The sequence below is a fragment of the Granulicatella sp. 20925_1_28 genome (assembly GCF_041433575.1).
Classification (GTDB): Bacteria; Bacillota; Bacilli; order Lactobacillales; family Aerococcaceae; genus Granulicatella.
Genome location: NZ_JAPWBS010000004.1, coordinates 46643 through 66267 on the forward strand (window position 1 = coordinate 46643; position 19625 = coordinate 66267).

At 40.2% G+C, this 19625-nt stretch carries 13 protein-coding genes; 2 read left to right on the forward strand and 11 right to left on the reverse strand.

The annotated features are described in order from the left end of the window. The first annotated feature begins 81 nt into the window (after positions 1 to 81). A complete protein-coding gene (locus O3793_RS03460) occupies positions 82 to 717 on the forward strand; it encodes a YigZ family protein (protein ID WP_371445679.1) in 636 nt (211 codons plus the stop codon). A 152-nt stretch (positions 718 to 869) separates the two neighbouring features. Here the strand turns inward: O3793_RS03460 and O3793_RS03465 are convergent, their stop codons facing one another. The 9 genes from O3793_RS03465 to O3793_RS03505 all read right to left on the reverse strand — a co-directional run bounded on the left by O3793_RS03465 (position 870) and on the right by O3793_RS03505 (position 16332). After that, a complete protein-coding gene (locus O3793_RS03465) occupies positions 870 to 1949 on the reverse strand; it encodes a hypothetical protein (RefSeq protein ID WP_371445680.1) in 1080 nt (359 codons plus the stop codon). Positions 1950 to 2479: 530 nt separating this feature from the next. Further along, positions 2480 to 6124, reverse strand: a complete 3645-nt coding sequence (gene rpoC, locus O3793_RS03470) for a DNA-directed RNA polymerase subunit beta' (protein ID WP_371445682.1) — start codon at positions 6122 to 6124, stop codon at positions 2480 to 2482. A 51-nt stretch (positions 6125 to 6175) separates the two neighbouring features. Then, positions 6176 to 9817: a DNA-directed RNA polymerase subunit beta gene (gene rpoB / locus O3793_RS03475; protein ID WP_371445684.1), complete on the reverse strand. Its 3642-nt coding sequence runs from the start codon at positions 9815 to 9817 to the stop codon at positions 6176 to 6178. A gap of 310 nt (positions 9818 to 10127) precedes the next feature. Further along, the gene (gene deoC, locus O3793_RS03480) at positions 10128 to 10799 is read right to left on the reverse strand and encodes a deoxyribose-phosphate aldolase (protein WP_371445686.1); all 672 of its coding nucleotides are present in this window, start codon (positions 10797 to 10799) and stop codon (positions 10128 to 10130) included. 14 nt (positions 10800 to 10813) lie between these two features. Further along, complete coding sequence (gene udp, locus O3793_RS03485) at positions 10814 to 11587, reverse strand: uridine phosphorylase (protein ID WP_371445687.1); 774 nt, start codon at positions 11585 to 11587, stop codon at positions 10814 to 10816. Between the two features lie 205 nt (positions 11588 to 11792). Further along, entirely contained in the window at positions 11793 to 12890 is a 1098-nt protein-coding gene (locus O3793_RS03490; protein WP_371445689.1) for a competence protein CoiA, read from the reverse strand. Between the two features lie 63 nt (positions 12891 to 12953). Then, on the reverse strand, positions 12954 to 14726 hold the full coding sequence (locus O3793_RS03495; protein ID WP_371445690.1) for an oleate hydratase: 1773 nt from the start codon (positions 14724 to 14726) through the stop codon (positions 12954 to 12956). Between the two features lie 137 nt (positions 14727 to 14863). Further along, positions 14864 to 15409, reverse strand: a complete 546-nt coding sequence (locus tag O3793_RS03500; RefSeq protein WP_371445691.1) for a TetR/AcrR family transcriptional regulator C-terminal domain-containing protein — start codon at positions 15407 to 15409, stop codon at positions 14864 to 14866. A gap of 47 nt (positions 15410 to 15456) precedes the next feature. Continuing rightward, positions 15457 to 16332, reverse strand: a complete 876-nt coding sequence (locus tag O3793_RS03505; protein ID WP_371445692.1) for a DegV family protein — start codon at positions 16330 to 16332, stop codon at positions 15457 to 15459. A gap of 191 nt (positions 16333 to 16523) precedes the next feature. Here O3793_RS03505 and O3793_RS03510 point away from each other — a divergent pair, with 191 nt between their 5' ends. Continuing rightward, positions 16524 to 17381, forward strand: a complete 858-nt coding sequence (locus tag O3793_RS03510) for a DUF368 domain-containing protein (protein WP_371445694.1) — start codon at positions 16524 to 16526, stop codon at positions 17379 to 17381. A gap of 861 nt (positions 17382 to 18242) precedes the next feature. Here the strand turns inward: O3793_RS03510 and O3793_RS03515 are convergent. Both O3793_RS03515 and tsaD read right to left on the reverse strand, forming a co-directional pair. Further along, the gene (locus O3793_RS03515) at positions 18243 to 18488 is read right to left on the reverse strand and encodes a type B 50S ribosomal protein L31 (protein ID WP_048713517.1); all 246 of its coding nucleotides are present in this window, start codon (positions 18486 to 18488) and stop codon (positions 18243 to 18245) included. A gap of 107 nt (positions 18489 to 18595) precedes the next feature. Then, on the reverse strand, positions 18596 to 19615 hold the full coding sequence (gene tsaD / locus O3793_RS03520) for a tRNA (adenosine(37)-N6)-threonylcarbamoyltransferase complex transferase subunit TsaD (RefSeq protein ID WP_048713519.1): 1020 nt from the start codon (positions 19613 to 19615) through the stop codon (positions 18596 to 18598). Positions 19616 to 19625: the final 10 nt, after the last annotated feature.

Consider the following 19625-nt stretch of genomic DNA (forward strand, 5'->3'; position numbering starts at 1 on the left):
ATTCGTATAAATTCTCTATTTTTGACACTTAAACGAAAAAAGAAAATTTATGCTATACTAATACCAAAGTGAGGGGAAAGAATGTTAGAGAGATATAAAACGATAAAAGAGGCTGGAACGAATGAAATCGAGATTAAGGGGTCTCGTTTTATTGCGCATTTTCAGCGAGTAACGGATGAAGAACAGGCGCTAGAATTTATCCAAGCTATCAAAAAAGAACATTGGAAAGCAACGCATAACTGCTCTGCTTTTCTCATTGGGGAAAACGACCAAGTGCAGCGTGCGATGGATGACGGTGAGCCAAGTGGTACCGCAGGTGTTCCAATGCTAGAAGTACTCAAGAAAAATGAATTAAAGGATGTCGCGGTTGTAGTGACGCGTTACTTTGGTGGAACAAAGCTTGGCGCTGGAGGACTTGTTCGTGCGTATTCTGGGGCTGTCAGCGAAGGGTTGAAAGCCATCGGAATCGTCGAATGCCGACTCGAAGATCAACTTGCCCTAACCTTTGATTATGCACATGTCGGAAAAGTGGAATATTATTGCCAGACGCAAAATATTCCCATTGTCGATAAAGTCTTCCTCAATAATGTTCAATTCACCTGCAGCCTCCCTGTTCAAGAGGTCGAAGCTTTCAAAGAAGCCATCATTGAACTCTTACAAAATCAAGTGGCGTTTGAGAGCCTTGGAGAAATGTATACAGAATATCCAGTTGGGTAAAAACAGAGGTCTATTCATTCGAATAGACCTCTGTTTCTTATGTTTTATATTCGAGGATGGATGGACAGAGAAGCTGTGAGAGTATTTAGCTTCTCCCCCTTCCAATTCCTACACTAGCGGAAACGTTAAGGGCACGGGTCTCAACGTTTCACTTAAAAGAGAAGATTATCAATATCATTTTGCGATAATAGAAGATCCATTTTCGCAAGGCTTGAATAACGGTTCATCGTTGGCAGTTCATCCAATATAACAATATCCGTTCCTAGTCGTTTTAAGAGCTGATCGACCATATTCGAGAGCCTCATGGCAAATGGTCCACTTGTAATAAAGCGAAGCGGCACAGCCCCCATCATCATGATGAGTTCTAAAATATAATTCTGAATCATTTTTGTCTCTAAATCTGTTTCTTGTAGGAAGATGATTTCACGTTCATCGGCCATCGCCAGCATAAACGCACCTGTTTTATAAAATCCCATGGCCGCAATTGGCGACAATGTCAACTGGATTTCAAAAGTTTCCGGGAAGATTCCTTGAATCGCCTTTTTTGCACGTAAAAGCGAGAAATCACTGACTGCAACGGGTTCAGGTTTTACTTGGAAGAACGGCTTCAATTCTGCAATCTGATCGAAACTGATTTCCTTACGCGTAATATCTAGCGACTTCACAGCCTTTGTTTTTTGATTATATTCGAGAACAGCATAGCAATCCGCGTCTTCTTGGTCGAGAATACTAGCAGCCTTCAAGAGCTCCTTCCAATTGCCTTCTTGCAAGAGAATATCACTCACACGTAGCACAAACTGAACTTCTGACTTCTTTAAGTCTGCGAATAGATCAAACGGTTCATTGAAACTCGAAATCATTGGCAATTCTCTGGCACCTTTCACAGGATACCCTTTTTGCTTCAAGTATTCGATTTCCTCTTCATCAAAATCCGCACGTTTTGAAAACTGAATTTCGATGCCTTTTCTAAACCAAAACGCTTCGGTCCGTTCCTCTCCGACCACCTCATCCGACATGGTTACCAGACGTTCTGAGAGTCGATAACGAACAAGTTCTTCTTCGTTTTTGAAGAATAATAAACGTAAATCTTGCTGTTCATCACGTTCAATTAAAAAGAAAAACTTCACTGCTCCTCGTTTATTTTGAAAAGCAAAGGCAGCATTTTTGAGTTCTGTTTGCTTTTTTACGAGCTTAAATAGCAACGGTATACTTTGGTACAATTCCTGACTCATATACACTACCCCAATCTTTCTTTTATTCATTTATATTATACTACCTTTTACATAAATTTGATAGCGGTTTTAGTTTTTATTTAAAATATTATATATTTGATGTTTTTAAATGATTTAATTCCACTTGTGACTCATTTTTCCCACTATTCAATGAATTAATTCGTTTTTTTAGTGTTGAATTTTTTCAACTTTTCAAAATTCTTAAACTTTTCTTAATTTATTTTCGGGCTCTTTCTTGTAATTTTAAGCATAAAAATACCCCCTCAAGCATTGAGTGAACAATCCTTGACGGAGTATCTTATAAACAATATTTAATTAGCGATTGATTTCAGTAATTTTTCCTGTGTCGTTTGAAATCTTAACGTTCACTTGTTGTCCATTAACAAGCATTTCAAATTCCCAAACTACTTCACCTCTTAAGTTTCGCCTATTATACCGCGGACTCATTGATTCTAAGAGAATATTTTATGAAGTTCCCAAGAAAAAAAACACCCCGTAGCTTTCGCTACAGGGTGCCTGAAAGTCACAGATTATTCATTTGTGTCTTCTTCAGAAGGTGTTGTTTCAACAACTACAACTTCAGTTTGTTCCACTGGTAATACTGGTTCTGAAGTACTTGTTTCCATATTGCGGTAACGAGCCATACCTGTACCAGCAGGGATGATCTTACCGATGATAACATTTTCTTTCAATCCTAGTAAGTGGTCTTTCTTGCCGCGGATAGAAGCATCTGTCAAGACACGAGTTGTTTCTTGGAATGATGCAGCAGACAAGAAGCTGTTTGTTTCTAATGAAGCTTTTGTAATACCTAATAATACAGGACGAGCTGTCGCAGGTACTTCACCGTTCATGATTGCAGAGCGGTTACGTTCTGTAAAGTCTGCAATATCAAGTAATGTTCCTGGAAGGATTTCAGTTGAACCTGGATCCATTACGCGAACTTTACGTAACATTTGACGAACCATTACCTCAACGTGTTTATCGCCGATTTCTACCCCTTGCATACGGTATACTTTTTGTACTTCACGTAATAAGTAGTTTTCAACTGATAATACGTCACGAACACGTAATAATTCTTTAGGATCGATAGAACCTTCTGTTAATGGAGCACCACGATCGATGATTTGTCCTTCTTCCACTTTTAGACGAGCTGTAAATGGAACTGTATAAGAACGAGTATCTGTAGAACCTTTAATCGTAATTTCTTTTGTACGACTTCCAGCATTTTCTTCGATAGAAACTACTTCACCCGCTACTTCACTGATTGTCGCAACCCCTTTAGGATTACGTGCTTCAAAGATTTCTTGGATACGAGGTAAACCTTGAGTAATATCGTCTCCGGCAACCCCACCGGTATGGAACGTACGCATTGTTAACTGTGTACCAGGTTCCCCGATTGATTGAGCGGCAATTGTACCAACTGCTTCCCCAACTTCAACTTCTGAACCTGTAGCTAAGTTACGTCCATAACAGTATTTACATACCCCATGTTTTGTATCACATGTGAACGCTGAACGAATTGTAATTTCTTCAATTCCAGCTTCGATAATCTTACGAGCAATATCTTCAGTAATGATTTCATTGCGTGCTACTAACACTTCACCTGTTTCAGGATGTTTCACTGAACGTTGTGCATAACGTCCTAACATACGTTCTTCAAGTGTTTCAATGACTTCATTTCCTTCTTTAATCGCAGTAATTGTTAAACCACGATCGCTTCCGCAGTCTGTTTCACGAATGATTACATCTTGCGCAACGTCTACTAAACGACGAGTTAAGTAACCTGAGTCGGCTGTCTTCAAGGCCGTATCGGTCATCCCTTTACGAGCACCGTGAGTAGACAAGAACATTTCCATAACGGTTAACCCTTCACGGAAGTTTGATGTAACCGGTAATTCCATGATCTTACCGTTAGGAGCGGCCATCAATCCACGCATACCAGCAAGCTGAGTAAAGTTAGAGATGTTACCACGGGCTCCAGAATCACTCATCATGAAGATTGGGTTACGAGAACCTAATGTGCGAATTAATGCTTTTTGGATATCATCTTTCGCTTTGTTCCATGTTTCGATAACACGTTCATAACGTTCATCATCTGTAATTAAACCACGACGGAATAATTTAGAGATGTTGTCGACTTGTTTATGTGCTTCTTCAAGAATTTCTTTCTTGTTGTCAGCAACTGAGATATCTGCAATCCCTACTGTTAAACCAGCACGAGTTGAGAATTTATATCCTAAGTCTTTCATACGGTCTAACATCATTGAAGTTTCAGTGATATGGAATCGTTTGAACACTTCGGCGATGATTTGACCTAAGTTTTTCTTCTTGAATGGTGCAACGATTTCGCGTCCTGCGATTTCTTCTTTAATGTTTGCCCCTGCTTCTAAGAAGTATTTATCTGGTGTAGCCACTTCTAGGTTTTCCATTGTTGGCTCATTTAAGTAAGGGAATTCGTTTGGCATGATTTCGTTGAATAATAATTTACCAACTGTTGTGACCATCATTCTCTCTTTTTGCCAATCTGTAAATGGTTTATGTGGAAGTGAGCTTGCAGGAATCGCAATACGGCTGTGTAAATGAACGTATCCATTGTTGTAAGCCAAGATTGCTTCGTCCATGTCTTTGAAGAACATACCTTCACCAACACGGCCTTCTTGTTCCATTGTTAAGTAATAGTTCCCTAAAACCATGTCTTGAGATGGTGTAACTACTGGTTTACCATCTTTAGGGTTTAGGATGTTTTGAGCCGCTAACATTAATAAGCGAGCTTCAGCTTGAGCTTCTTGAGATAGTGGCACGTGAACCGCCATTTGGTCTCCGTCGAAGTCGGCATTGTAGGCTTCACAAACTAATGGGTGAAGACGGATGGCACGACCTTCTACTAGAGTTGGTTCGAACGCTTGAATCCCTAATCTGTGAAGTGTAGGTGCACGGTTCAATAGAACTGGGTGTTCACGAATTACTTCTTCAAGGATTCCCCAAATATCGTCATCTAAACGTTCAATTTTACGTTTAGCGCTCTTGATGTTTCCAGCGATTTCACGTTCAACTAATTCTTTCATTACGAAAGGTTTGAATAATTCAATCGCCATTTCTTTAGGAAGACCACATTGGTACATCTTCAAGTTTGGTCCTACTACGATTACAGAACGTCCAGAGTAGTCTACACGTTTACCAAGTAGGTTTTGACGGAAACGACCTTGTTTCCCTTTAAGCATGTGGCTTAATGATTTCAATGGACGGTTACCTGGTCCAGTAACTGGACGACCACGACGACCATTATCGATTAAAGCATCCACAGCTTCTTGTAACATACGTTTTTCGTTTTGAACGATGATACGAGGTGCGTTTAATTCTAATAAACGTTTTAGACGGTTATTACGGTTAATCACACGACGGTATAAATCGTTCAAGTCACTTGTTGCAAAACGTCCACCTTCTAATTGAACCATTGGACGTAAATCTGGTGGGATAACTGGAATAACATCCATTACCATCCAACCAGGTTTGTTTCCTGATTCTTTGAAGGCATCTAAAATGTCTAAACGACGGATTGCGCGAGTACGTTTTTGACCTTGAGCTGTTTTCAACTCTTCTTTTAATTCAGCGATTTCAGCGTCTAAGTCAACATTGTTTAATAACTCTTGAACGGCTTCCGCACCCATTGCAGCGTGGAAACGAGTTCCGAATTCTGCACGTTTTTCACGGTATTCACGTTCAGTTAATAATTGTTTGTTCATTAATGTTGTGTCGCCAGCGTCGATAACAACGTAGCTTGCAAAATAAATGACTTCTTCCAACGCACGTGGACTCATGTCTAACACAAGTCCCATGCGGCTTGGAATGCCTTTGAAGTACCACACGTGTGATACTGGAGCTGCTAATTCGATGTGTCCCATACGTTCACGACGAACTTTTGAGCGCGTTACTTCAACGCCACAACGATCGCAGACTTTCCCTTTGTTGTTGATTTTCTTTAATTTACCACAAGAACATTCTAAGTCTTTTGTTGGACCAAAGATTTTCTCGCAGAATAAACCATCGCGTTCTGGTTTTAAAGTACGGTAGTTGATTGTTTCTGGTTTTGTAACTTCACCATGTGACCACTCACGGATTTTCTCCGGAGAAGCTAACCCAATCTGCATACTTTCAAAATTATTTACATCTATCAAGGGGCCTACCTCCCTTTCTTTTGGAATTGCCCTACGATTCCAATAGTTCTATTACTCTTCGTCAGTATCAAAATTGTCTTCAACGTCTTCTACATCGGCTGCATCTTCTTCTGCTGTATCAGCTGCTTCTTCTGCTGCTGATAATTCAGCTGCACGATCAGAATACTCATCTAATTGAGCACGTCTATCATTTGTTCTTTCAACGTCACTGAAACGAATTCCTTCGTCTTCGTCCATATCTTCAAGTTTGATTTCTTCATCTTGTGCGTCAAGTACTTTCATATCAAGACCTAAAGCTTGTAATTCTTTTACTAATACGCGGAATGATTCTGGAACTCCTGGACGTGAAATTTGTTGACCTTTAACGATTGATTCGTAAGTCTTCACACGACCAACAACGTCATCTGATTTGTACGTTAGGATTTCTTGTAATGTATAAGCAGCACCATAAGCTTCCAGCGCCCATACTTCCATTTCCCCGAAACGTTGTCCACCAAATTGCGCTTTACCTCCAAGAGGTTGTTGTGTAACGAGTGAGTATGGTCCAATTGAACGAGCATGAAGTTTGTCGTCAACCATGTGGGCAAGTTTAATCATGTACATAACCCCTACTGACACACGGTTATCAAATGGTTCACCTGTACGTCCATCATATAGAATTGTTTTCGCATCACGAGCCATACCCGCTTCTGCAACAGTTCCCCATACGTCTTCATCTTGCGCACCATCGAATACTGGTGTTGCGATGTAAATACCTAATTCACGTGCAGCCATCCCTAAGTGTAACTCTAACACTTGTCCGATGTTCATACGTGAAGGTACCCCTAATGGGTTTAACATGATGTCAACTGGTGTTCCATCTGGTAAGAATGGCATATCTTCTTCCGGCATAATACGGGAAACAACCCCTTTATTACCGTGACGTCCGGCCATCTTATCCCCTTCATTGATTTTACGTTTTTGTACAATATATACACGAACTAATTTGTTTACGCCAGGTGCTAATTCATCACCTGCTGCACGTGTGAACACACGTACATCGCGGACAATACCGCCACCGCCGTGAGGTACACGTAGAGACGTGTCACGAACTTCACGAGCTTTTTCACCGAAGATTGCGTGTAATAAACGTTCTTCTGGTGATTGTTCTGTTAACCCTTTAGGAGTTACTTTGCCGACTAAGATGTCACCATCTTTAACTTCGGCACCGATACGGATAATTCCGTCAGCGTCAAGGTTCTTCAATGCGTCTTCCCCAACGTTTGGAATTTCACGAGTAATTTCTTCAGGTCCAAGTTTTGTATCACGAGCTTCTGAATCGTAGTCGTCGATGTGGATTGATGTATACACATCGTCTTTTACTAGACGTTCACTCATGATAACCGCATCCTCGTAGTTGTAACCTTCCCAAGTCATGAACGCTACTAGAACGTTTTGTCCTAATGCTAATTCACCTTTTTCCATAGAAGGTCCGTCTGCTAGGATTTCGCCTTTAACCACTTTATCCCCTTGTGCCACGATTGGACGTTGGTTGTAACACATACCCGCGTTTGATCCGTGGAACTTAGTGATTTGGTAAGTATCTAATGAGCCCTCAGCTGTACGTACACGTACTTCTTTAGCATCAACGAATTCGACAACACCATCACGTTTACATAACAAGGCAACCCCTGAGTCATGCGCAGATACGTATTCCATACCTGTACCGATGAATGGTGCTTTTGGATTTAACAATGGAACAGCTTGACGTTGCATGTTCGCACCCATCAACGCACGGTTTGAGTCGTCGTTTTCTAAGAATGGGATACATGCTGTCGCAACTGCAACTACTTGTTTTGGAGAAACGTCCATGTAGTCCACGCGGTCTACTGGCACTTCTAAGTTTTGAGATACGTAACGCGCCATAACAACATCGTTCACGAAGCTTCCGTCTTCATTTAATGGAGAGTTTGCTTGCGCTACTACGAAGCTATCTTCTTCGTCGGCTGTTAAGTAGTCGATCTTATCTGTAACTTTATGAGTGTTCCAGTCTACACGACGGTATGGAGTTTCGATGAAACCATATTTGTTGATCTTCGCATATGTTGATAAGCTGTTGATCAACCCGATGTTTGGTCCCTCAGGAGTTTCGATAGGACACATACGACCATAGTGAGAATAGTGAACGTCACGAACTTCATATCCGGCACGGTCACGAGTCAAACCACCAGGTCCTAACGCTGATAGACGGCGTTTGTGTGTTAACTCTCCTAATGGGTTTGTTTGGTCCATGAATTGTGATAATTGAGAAGATCCGAAGAACTCTTTAATTGCCGCAACGACTGGACGAATATTTACTAATTGTTGTGGTGTCACTGTTGCAGTGTCTTGAATAGACATACGTTCGCGAACCACACGTTCCATACGAGATAAACCGATACGGAATTGGTTTTGTAATAATTCCCCTACTGAACGGATACGACGGTTTCCTAAGTGGTCGATGTCGTCTGTTGTTCCGATTCCTTCGTAAAGGTTTAAGAAGTAGCTGATTGTTGCGATAATGTCGCTTGCAGTTACGTGTTTTACGTCTTCAGCAACGTTTCCGTTACCGATCACTTTAATCACGCGTTCTGGATCAACTGGTGAGTAAACTTCTACTGTTTGAATTGTTACAGGGTCTTTGATTACACCGTCTTCTGATGGATGTAAAGTAAATAAGTTCGCACCTTTTTCAAGTACTTCTACTACTTTTTCCATTACATCGCGTTCAAGAACAGTTCCTTTTTCTACAACGATTTCGCCTGTTTCAGGATCTACTAAGTTCTCAGCGATTGTTTGGTGTAATAAACGAGTTTTAAGGTTTAATTTTTTGTTGACTTTATAACGTCCAACTGCTGCTAAGTCATAGCGGCGTGGGTCGAAGAAACGAGCTGTTAATAAGTTACGTGAACTTTCAGCTGTTTTTGGTTCACCAGGACGTAGACGGTCATAAATATCTTTTAATGCTTCTTCTGTACGAGATTCATCCATACGTTTATGAACATCTTTATCTAATGTTAAACGTAATGTTTCGCTATCTCCGAAGATTTCTTGGATAAGGTCATCTGAACCGAAACCTAACGCACGAACTAATACCGTTAATGGGATTTTACGAGTACGGTCGATACGTACATAAGAAATGTCTTTTGAGTCTGTTTCGTACTCTAACCATGCACCACGGTTAGGAATTAATGTTGAACCATATAATTGTTTACCGTTTTTGTCAGGTCTGTCATGGAAATAAGCACCAGGAGAACGAACTAATTGAGATACAATTACACGTTCTGCACCATTAATGATAAATGTACCCATTTCAGTCATTAATGGGAAGTCACCGAAGAATACTTCTTGGTCTTTTACTTCGCCAGTTTCTTTGTTCACTAAACGCATTTTCACGTAAATTGGAGCCGCGTAATTTGCGTCGTGGTTTCTAGCTTCTTGTATGTTATATTTTGGAGCATGTAATTCGTAATCTAAGAATTCCAATGACAAGTTACCAGTGTGGTCTTCGATTGGAGAGATATCTTTGAACATTTCGCGGATACCTTCATCTAGGAACCATTGGTAAGAATCTGTTTGGATTTCAATCAGATTAGGTAATTCTAATACTTCACTGATTCGTGCATAACTTCTACGCACACGGTGTCTACCGTATTTCACATCATGATGTGCCAACTCTTCCACCCCTATAAAATTAGTATTGATAAATGTTACATTTTGATGACATTTATTAAAAATTCGTAACAAATGAAGATTTCGGTCGATTTTTAAACAAAAAAAAACCAAAAGAATTGTTTGCTGTCATTTGTGAAAAATGCAAATTCTTTTGTTTTAAGCCTTTATTTGTAAGGAATTGGACAATATTTCAACCCCTCACACCGATTAAAATCCACACTTATTGCGTTATATTATTATACACAAAATCCCAAGTGCCGTCAAGGTCGACAACACTTGGGAAATTTAGATTTTATCTGGTTTTTCGAGGTTAATAGGTGCCCTCTTCTACGGATTGATTCTTCACGATTTTCACAATCCGACTTGTTCCAAGACGACTTGCTCCTAATTCGATGAATTTTTCAGCATCTTCAATGCTAGAAATTCCGCCTGCAGCCTTCACAAGAACGCCTTCGCCAACGTGTTTCTTCATCAATGCTACGTGCTCAAATGTTGCACCTGCAGTTGAGAAACCTGTTGAAGTCTTAATGAATTCAGCTCCTGCTTTCGTCACAACTTCACACATCTTGATGATTTCTTCTTCTGTAAGAAGCGCTGTTTCGATAATTACTTTTAAGATATGACCATTACATGCTTCATGGATTTGGCGAATTTCATCTTCCACAACATCGAAACGACCATCTTTCACATCGCCGATATTAATCACCATATCGATTTCGCTTGCACCATTTTGGATGGCATCTTTTGTCTCGAAGACTTTTGTCGCTGTTGTGCTATAGCCGTTTGGGAATCCGATAACGGTACAGATGGCTAATTTACCATTCACGTATTCGCTGGCACGTTTCACAAAAGAAGCAGGGATACATGCTGACGCTGTTTCGTATTTCATCGCATCATCCAAAATCTCTTTAATTTCACTCCAAGTAGATGCTGGTAATAATAAAGTATGGTCTACTGTTTTTAAAATCTCTTTAATTTCCATAAAATCCCTCTTTCTTATTTAGCGCGGTCTTCTTTAATTAAGTTGCGAAGTGCTTCAACTGCTACTTTAATCGCTGCTTCTGTATCGTGAACGATTGGGTTTGATAAACCTGCTGCTTCACGTTCTTGGTTTCCTACTACTAGGAAAGTAGATCCAACGCGAACGCCTAAGTGGCTTGCTACTACAAACAACGCTGCAGATTCCATTTCAGAAGCCTTCACCCCAAGACGTTTCCAAGCTTCCCATTTATTTTGCAAGTCATAGCTTACTGGCATCACTTGTGGTTCATGTTGTCCGTAGAATGAATCTTTACATTGAACAACGCCTGCGTGTGTTGTGTAGCCTAAGCCTTTACCAGCATTAATCAACGCTGTTACGACATCGTAGTTTGCAATCGCTGGGAATTCGATTGGTGCGTACTCACGTGTTGTTCCTTCTGTACGAATCGCACCTGTCGCAATCACGATATCGCCACCTTTTACGTCAATATCAATTCCGCCACATGTCCCAACACGAACAAAAGTATCTGCCCCACTGCGTACTAACTCTTCAAGTGCAATTGCAGCAGATGGTCCACCAATCCCTGTTGATGTTACACTGACTTTTTCTCCATCCAAGTATCCTGTGTATGTCACGTACTCGCGATTATCAGCCACCAGTTTTGCATCTTCAAAATGCTCTGCGATTTTCGCGCAACGTTTTGGGTCTCCTGGTAAAATCACATAACGACCTACATCGCCTTTACGTGTATGGATATGATATTGTAAACCTTCTTCTGAATATTTCATGAAAAACTTCCTTTCCTTGCACGATACGTGCCCTGATATTGCCCTAGCAAACTAGGAAGGGGCCATGGTTTTTCCACAGCCCCAGATAGGAGGATGATGACAAATCTTCATCAAATAATTATGTCTATAAATGCCTTTTGCAATTATAGTTGAAAGGATTAAATAATTGGATATACAGTTACCATAATTATCTATATTTGCCTTTTCATCCCTCTACACTCACTAATATTTTACCAAAATCACCCTTCTTTTGCAAACGGTTCATTTTTGATTTTGGATACCCTAGCTTGATTTTCTTGTCGGCTAAAAGCTCATCTAACAGCTCCCAGAGACACGCCTCCATCTGGCTTTTGGGATTTGGAACGGGACGCATGAGCGGGCGCCAAACTTCTTCCACTCGCTTTACAAAATCCATCATTTCAACGTCTCCCTTAAAGGCCATTTGTTCCAACAGAATCCACGCATGTCCCTTCCAGACAAGATTGGGTACTTTAAACGTCTCTGTATAAATCGGAAAAGTCAAGAAACGGCTGGGAAAATCTTCCAGCGTTTGCCTACATCGATATAATTTCACGAGAAAGGCCCTCGTTAGCGGAGAGGCTAATTTCTTAAAGAGCATCGTATCTCTTGGTGTCCATTCTATCGCCCCATCTGGCTTCAAGTGCGCTTTTACTGGAAGTGAATCTTTGACCATCTTTCTCCACTTTTTCCACGAGAACGATAAAAGCGGCACGCGTACGACTTGAAACGTCATCTGCTGCGAGCGAGGCTTCACCTTGATTTGCGTATGAAAGATGATCTCTCCATTCACAAAGAAAATAAGGAAATTCCCGAGTTGTGGATGATACTTCATTAAGTAACTAAAGGTGTCTGTCAGTTTATGCTGAGTTTCATACTTCTCTCCTAAAACCCAGTCAACCGACATTCCAGCCTCTCCTAAATGTCTGGTTCGTTCCACTATCTCTTCTGTAGGAATTACACTGCATTGATACTCGATACACCACGCATGTTCTCTTTCTGTCACAATGATATCTGGAATTTGTTCAATAGACGCTACATAAGGTTCGAGTTCTGCATGAAACCCATGACTTTTCAAGCTCTCAAGTATTAAGTGCTTCCCCTCTTGATGCGCGATCGTTTCTTCCTGCCTATGTTTCTTTGGAATATGTGAAAAGAACACGACTCCATTTCTGGAAACCTTCTTTGTTACTTCTTCCCCGCATTCCGGGCAAAAATAAACTTCATCTTCTTTAATTTGTGTGGCATGAATCAATTCTCCTGTTTTCGTTCTAACGATATTCATATCTATCACCTCAACAAAAGATATGAAAAAAACTCTCTAATAGACTTAGAGAGGTTTCACTCATTAGATTAAGTTAGAATCTTTGAGAAGTTCTTCAATCATCGTACCTTTGATTTTCTTTGCAGCACGTTTTTCAAATAATTTTACTAAGAACGGAACTTTCACATCGGCTAATTTCTTACCATCCATCAAACGGTTTGTTGATTTTGTAAGAACGCGTAAATCGTAAGCTGAAGCGAACACTTCTGGCACACCACGATCGACATCAAGCAATGTATATACAGCTTCCATCGCAGTACGAACAGAATACTCTGTTGTAAACACTGTATCTCGTGGAGTTTCAGCGAAGTTACCAATGAAGGCAATATTTTTAGAACCATTTGGAACAACGTCTGGACGGTCGCCATCTTTACGAGCCATGAAGTAGCTTGTGATATAAGGCATGTAGCAAGGGACAGTGTTGCATCCTTCGCTAGCAAATTCATGAATTAATTCTTCTGGAACACCCATGTGGTATAACCATTCTTCGGCAATTTCAATCCCTGTACATTCTTCGATTGGTTTTTCCACATAGTTTCCTTTGATTCCTGAATATAATCCGTAAATCCATACGACTAATTCATCTTTACTTTGGGCTTTGAAGTGTGGTTGACGGTTTAATGTGTAGCTCATCATCCAGTTTGAGTCGCGAACCGTTACGATTCCTCCTGTTACCACTTTTCCAGCATAAGGATCACGTTTAGAGATTTTTTGAATGTATTCAGCGATACGTTTATCTTTTACAGTTGTAGTGGCTGAAACGAACCAGCTTTGGTCTGGCAAGTTTTCACAGAATACTTCTGGATGTCCGAAGCGTTCATCTTGTTTGGCTAAGTTTTTCCATAGGCTCCATGATCCACCTAATTCTTTTGAAATTGGAGCTGGAGTGTTGTTATCCCCGTATGTTGTCGCAGCAGTAATACTTCCGTTTGTCACGAATACTAAATCATTTTCTGTTAAATTGCGTGTTTCTAAAACGCCACCTACTTCTAACACAAGTTCTTTAGCAATCATGTCACTTCCAACATGTTCAACAATCACATTTTTAACGACTGTATCATACTCGAATTGAACATTATGTTTTTTCAAGTAGTTCACGAGTGGTAAAACGAGTGATTCGTATTGGTTGTATTTCGTAAATTTCAATGCAGATAAGTCAGGTAAACCATCGATATGGTGAATGAAACGTAAGATGTAACGGCGCATTTCAATGGCTGAATGCCATTTTTCAAAAGCAAACATACTAGCCCAGTAAGTCCAGAAGTTTGATTCGAAGAATTCTTCACTGAATACATCAGTAATTTTTAGCCCTTGTAATTCAGATTCAGAGGTCATATATAATTTCACCATTTCTTCGCTTGATTTATCGCTTAAAGTGAATTGGCCATCATCTGGAATGCGTTGTCCTTTGTTTTCAATCACACGACATTTTGAGAAGTTAGGGTCTTCTTTGTTAAGCCAGTAGAACTCATCTAACACAGAGGCATCTTCGACTTCTAGAGAAGGGATGGATCTGAATAAATCCCATAAACATTCGAAGTGGTCTTCCATTTCACGTCCCCCACGAATAATGAATCCGCGTGTTGGGTTTAAGATTCCGTCTAAGCTTCCTCCTGCAAGTGGAAGTTCTTCTAAAATATGAATGTTTTCTCCTTTCATTTGGCCATCTCTAATTAAGAAAGCAGCGGCTGATAAGGATGCAAGTCCTGAACCAACTAAGTAAGCTGATTTTTGGTCAACGCCTTGTGGTTTTTTAGGGCGAGCAAATGCTTCGTAATTTCCATTTGAATGATACATAGTAATTCCTCCTGTTTCCTGAAAATCAGGTTTTGTTCTTTACATGCATTACTCTACTCCCGTTTCATCAAAAGCACCATAGACAAAAAAATCCCAATGTCCAAACTTTGGACACTGGGATGGAATTGTAAAGTTTTTTACTGAGAAATTCGAGCTACAATCGTTCCAATCATGACTTGTTCGATTTTTTCAACGAGTTCTTTAGCCGTGCCTGGCATTTGACGACTAATCCAATCAAGCCCAACACCAACGAGTGCATACGTATAAAACTCAATCGAGAATTGTACCTGCTCTGCTTCAGCGCCACTGACATCAATTTCATTGAAAATCAAATCCGTCAAGAAACGCTCCACTTCCCGTTGCAAGAGTCGCTCGACATTTTCTTTACTGACAGAACGATACGTGTTAAGGACAAAGTTGCGATTGTCATCCATATATTGGAAGAGTGCCTCCAGGGCGTCTTGCCAATTCTCATAAGAAATATTCTCACCAAGCGTTATATGCGCCTCATTTAAATAAATCCATTCGACCAATTCATAAATATCATGGAAATGATTATAAAACGTTTGACGACTAATCCCGCATTTCTTCGTTAAATCCTGTACAGTAATCTTCGTCAGCGGTTTTTCATTCATTAGTTCTTTAAGCGTGTTTGCTAACATCTTTTTTACAACAAGTGTCATTTGTATCCCTCTGTTTCATGAAGAAAAAGAGCGGGTTCCCCCACTCTTTATTTTTCTAAATTCTTTTCTTGTACGATATCCCATGAGAACCCTAAGGCACCTTCACCAAGGTGAGTTCCTACTACAGGTCCAAAATACGATAATGAAGTACGTAATTTAGGATATTGCTCTTGCATTTTTTGTCTCCAAGCTTCACCAGCTTCTGGAGCATTTGCATGGATGATGACTAATTCATAGCCTTCACCATCAGTTGTTCCTGTTTCGTCTGCGAATAATTGTTCAATTCGTTTCATCGCTTTTTGTTGTGTACGAATCTTTTCAAAAGGAACGATTTTCTTATCAACGAATGTCAAGATTGGCTTAATTTTCAACATAGAACCGACTAAAGCAGCCCCTGCTGATAAACGTCCACCACGTTGCAAGTTGCTTAAATCATCAACGATAAAGTAAGCTGTCGTACGATCTACTAAACGTTGAACCGTTTCAACGATTTCTTCTGGTGAATATTCTCTAGATTTCGCCATAATAGCGGCTAGTTTTACTGCACGCGCTTGTGGTGCACAACTAATCTCTGAATCGATTGGATAAATGGCTATTTCGTCTTTCATATCTTCGGCAACAGCCACACATGTTTGGTAAGTTCCACTAATTCCACTAGAAATAGTAATAGGAATAATAGCGTCATAATCTTTTGCAAGTTCGTGGAATAATTCGTATGTTTCCCCTACAGCTGGTTGTGTACTTGTTGGAAAGACTGGAGAACTTTTTACTTTTGCATAAAATTCTTCAGCAGTAATATCAATCTCTTCTCGATAAGTTTCTTGTCCGAAAATAACAGACATCGGCAATACGTAAATACCATATTCGGCATATTCTTCCTTTGTTAAGTAAGCCGTGCTATCTGTAACTACAGCAATTTTCATCCATTCAACTCCTTTCAGTTTGAAAATTTAGATTGTTTAAGTCATAAAAACTATAAACTTTCACCCTTCAAGTATAACAAAAAAGCGTTTAACACGCAATGAATGGAAAGTTTTCCTTAAGAGACTTAACATTACTTGCTCATCCTTCAAATTACAGTATAATAGAAGACAGAACATTTATAGGAGGTACTATGGAACAACGATCAACACAACATCAATTAGATAAACAAAGGAAAAATGACTGGTTCTTACGATTCATTAAAGGAATGTTCATCGGATCAGGATTTATCCTACCAGGTGTCAGCGGCGGAGCACTTGCTGCTATCTTTGGACTTTATGAACGCATGATTGCTTTCCTAGCAAACGTCACAAAAGACTTCAAGAAGAACGTATTATTCTTCTTACCAGTCGGAATCGGTGCTCTTGCAGGTATCGTAGTTCTATCATTCGGCGTAAGTTACTTACTTGGTAACTTTGAAACAATCATTCTTTGGTTCTTCATCGGATGTATCGTCGGAACAATCCCTGCTCTTTGGAAAGAAGCTGGAAAAGAAGGTCGCTCAACACGCGATATTATCATTCTACTCGCTTCATTTATTGGTGGATGCGTACTTCTTTACTTAGGTGAAAATGCAATCGGCGGTAGCGTAGAAGCCAACTTCTTCACTTGGATGATTGCTGGTGGATTAATCGCTTTAGGAATTATCGTTCCTGGACTTAGCCCATCAAACTTCATCGTATACATGGGGATGTACAAACAAATGTCAGATGGTTTCAAAACATTAGACATGAGCGTGATTCTTCCAATCGCATTAGGTGGACTAGTAACATTAGCCCTCTTCTCAAAACTTGTACACCACATTTTCAAGAAAGCTTACCCACAATTATTCCACTTCATTTTCGGAATCGTGCTTGCTTCAACTGTAATGATCATCCCAACAAACTACGCTGGATTTGACATCGTTCAATACCTTGCTTGCGTTGTGATGTTAGGATTCGGTACATGGCTTGGCGCATTCATGGCAAAACTTGAAGACACATATAAATAACATTTCAAACAGCTTTGCTTCTCGCAAGGCTGTTTTTTTATGCCCCAAATTAACATATTTGTTAATTTCCACTCTCACTCCATAATGTAACATTTTTGTTACGTAACATAATTGTTACATCAACTCCCCATATGAACCGCACGAACTTCATCCCTTCTCCCTTGCCCTTTGTCGAGAATAGAATTTTATAAACTCTCCCTTGAGTAGAGTTTTATGCCAAGAAGGCGATTATGGTATTGCACAAAAACATTAAAAAGAGAATTCGCTTATCAGACATTTATTGAAACCATAGCGGGGAATCATAGCGAATGCGAATTAAAAGCCGTTATGGATTTATCCATTACGGCTTGTTTGAGGCTTCGAAGGAGAAAGACTATAAGGCTTTCTCCGGTATCCCGCTATTTCGTTTCAATAAACAATGGCTGATAATAAGAATTCTCGTTCTTTATGAAACGCACAAACACCCTCTCTTCTCCCTTGCCCCTAGTCGAGAATAGAACTTTCAAACTCTCTCCTCGAGTAGAGTTTTATGCCAAGAAGGTGATTATGGTATTGCACAAAAACATTAAAAGAGAATTTTCTTATCAGACATTTATTGAAACCATAGCGGGGAATCATATCGAATGCGAATTAAAAACCGTTATGGATTCTATCCATTACGGCTTGTTTGAGGCTTCGAAGGAGAAAGACTCTAAGGCTTTCTCCGGTATCCCGCTATTTTGTTTCAATAAACAATGGCTGATAAAAAGAATTCTCTTTCTAGCACCATCCCTGCTAATACCATAATCGCCGCCCTTGGCGGTTATTACTGAATTTTACGCACAAAAAAACTCTCTCGAAGTGAGAGAGTTTGTAAAGTTCTTATTTGAGACCGTATTTTTTGTTGAAACGATCCACACGTCCGTCTGCTTGAGTGAATTTTTGACGACCTGTGTAGAATGGGTGAGAATCAGAAGTGATTTCCACACGTAGTAATGGGTATTCGTTTCCGTCTTCCCATACAACTGTTTCACTTGAAGTCTTTGTTGAACCTGATAAGAATTTGAATCCTGTAGTTGTATCCATGAAAACTACTGGACGATATTCTGGGTGAATTCCTTGTTTCATTTCTATTCCTCCTGCCCTGAATTATTTGCTAATCCAGAGTTATTTATTTTCGCATGCATAATGCAACACGAATATAATAACATGCTCAAATTGAATTTGCAATAGTTTTATTCATCCCCTAATTCAAGTCCGGGAATTGCGTTTAAATCCATGTTTGCAAAGTCTTTTTGCATGTATTTTGTATAGGCTGCTGCACCAATCATCGCCGCATTATCCCCGCAAAGTGATAATGGCGGGATGGAAAATGTGACTGCTGGGTAGTGTTCTTCCATCATCTGCGTCATCGCTGTACGAAGCCCCTTATTAGCTGCCACTCCTCCTGCTAACACGAATTGTTTTACAGGATACGCTTCAAGCGCACGTCTTGTTTTTTCGACAAGTACTTCTACGACACTGGCTTGGAAACTTGCGGCTAAATCTTCAGGGACAATCTCTTCGCCTTTTTGTTTGGCGTTATGCACACGATTGATGACCGCCGATTTCAATCCACTAAAACTGAAATCAAAATGGTCTTCATGAATCATCGCACGTGGGAAGTCATAAGTGTCCGTTCCTAGATGAGCTAGTTCGTCCATTTTCTTTCCACCAGGATATGGCAAGTTCAGAATACGACCAATCTTATCGTACGCTTCCCCTGCAGCATCATCTCTTGTTTCTCCGATAATTTGGAACTCGCCATCTTCTGGCATATACACAAGTTCCGTATGTCCACCACTTACTACAAGCGCCATTAGTGGAAATTGCAAAGGTTCCACGAGTTGGTTGGCGTAAATGTGTCCTGCCATATGGTTCACTGCTATCAGTGGTTTTCCACTCGCTAAAGCTAAAGCCTTTGCTGCCGAAATCCCAATGAGAAGGGCTCCTACAAGACCAGGACCATACGTCACCGCGATGGCATCCATGTCATCCAACGTCTTTCCTGCTTTTGCAAGAGCTTCGTCAATGACTTGTGTAATCTGTTCGACGTGATGCCGGCTGGCAATCTCTGGCACAACTCCACCAAAACGCATATGACTTTTAATTTGAGAGGCTACAATATTTGAAAGGATGGTGTTCCCGTTTTGAATCACGGCTGCACTTGTCTCATCACAACTACTTTCAATTGCTAGAATCAATGTTTCTTTCATATTGCTCCTC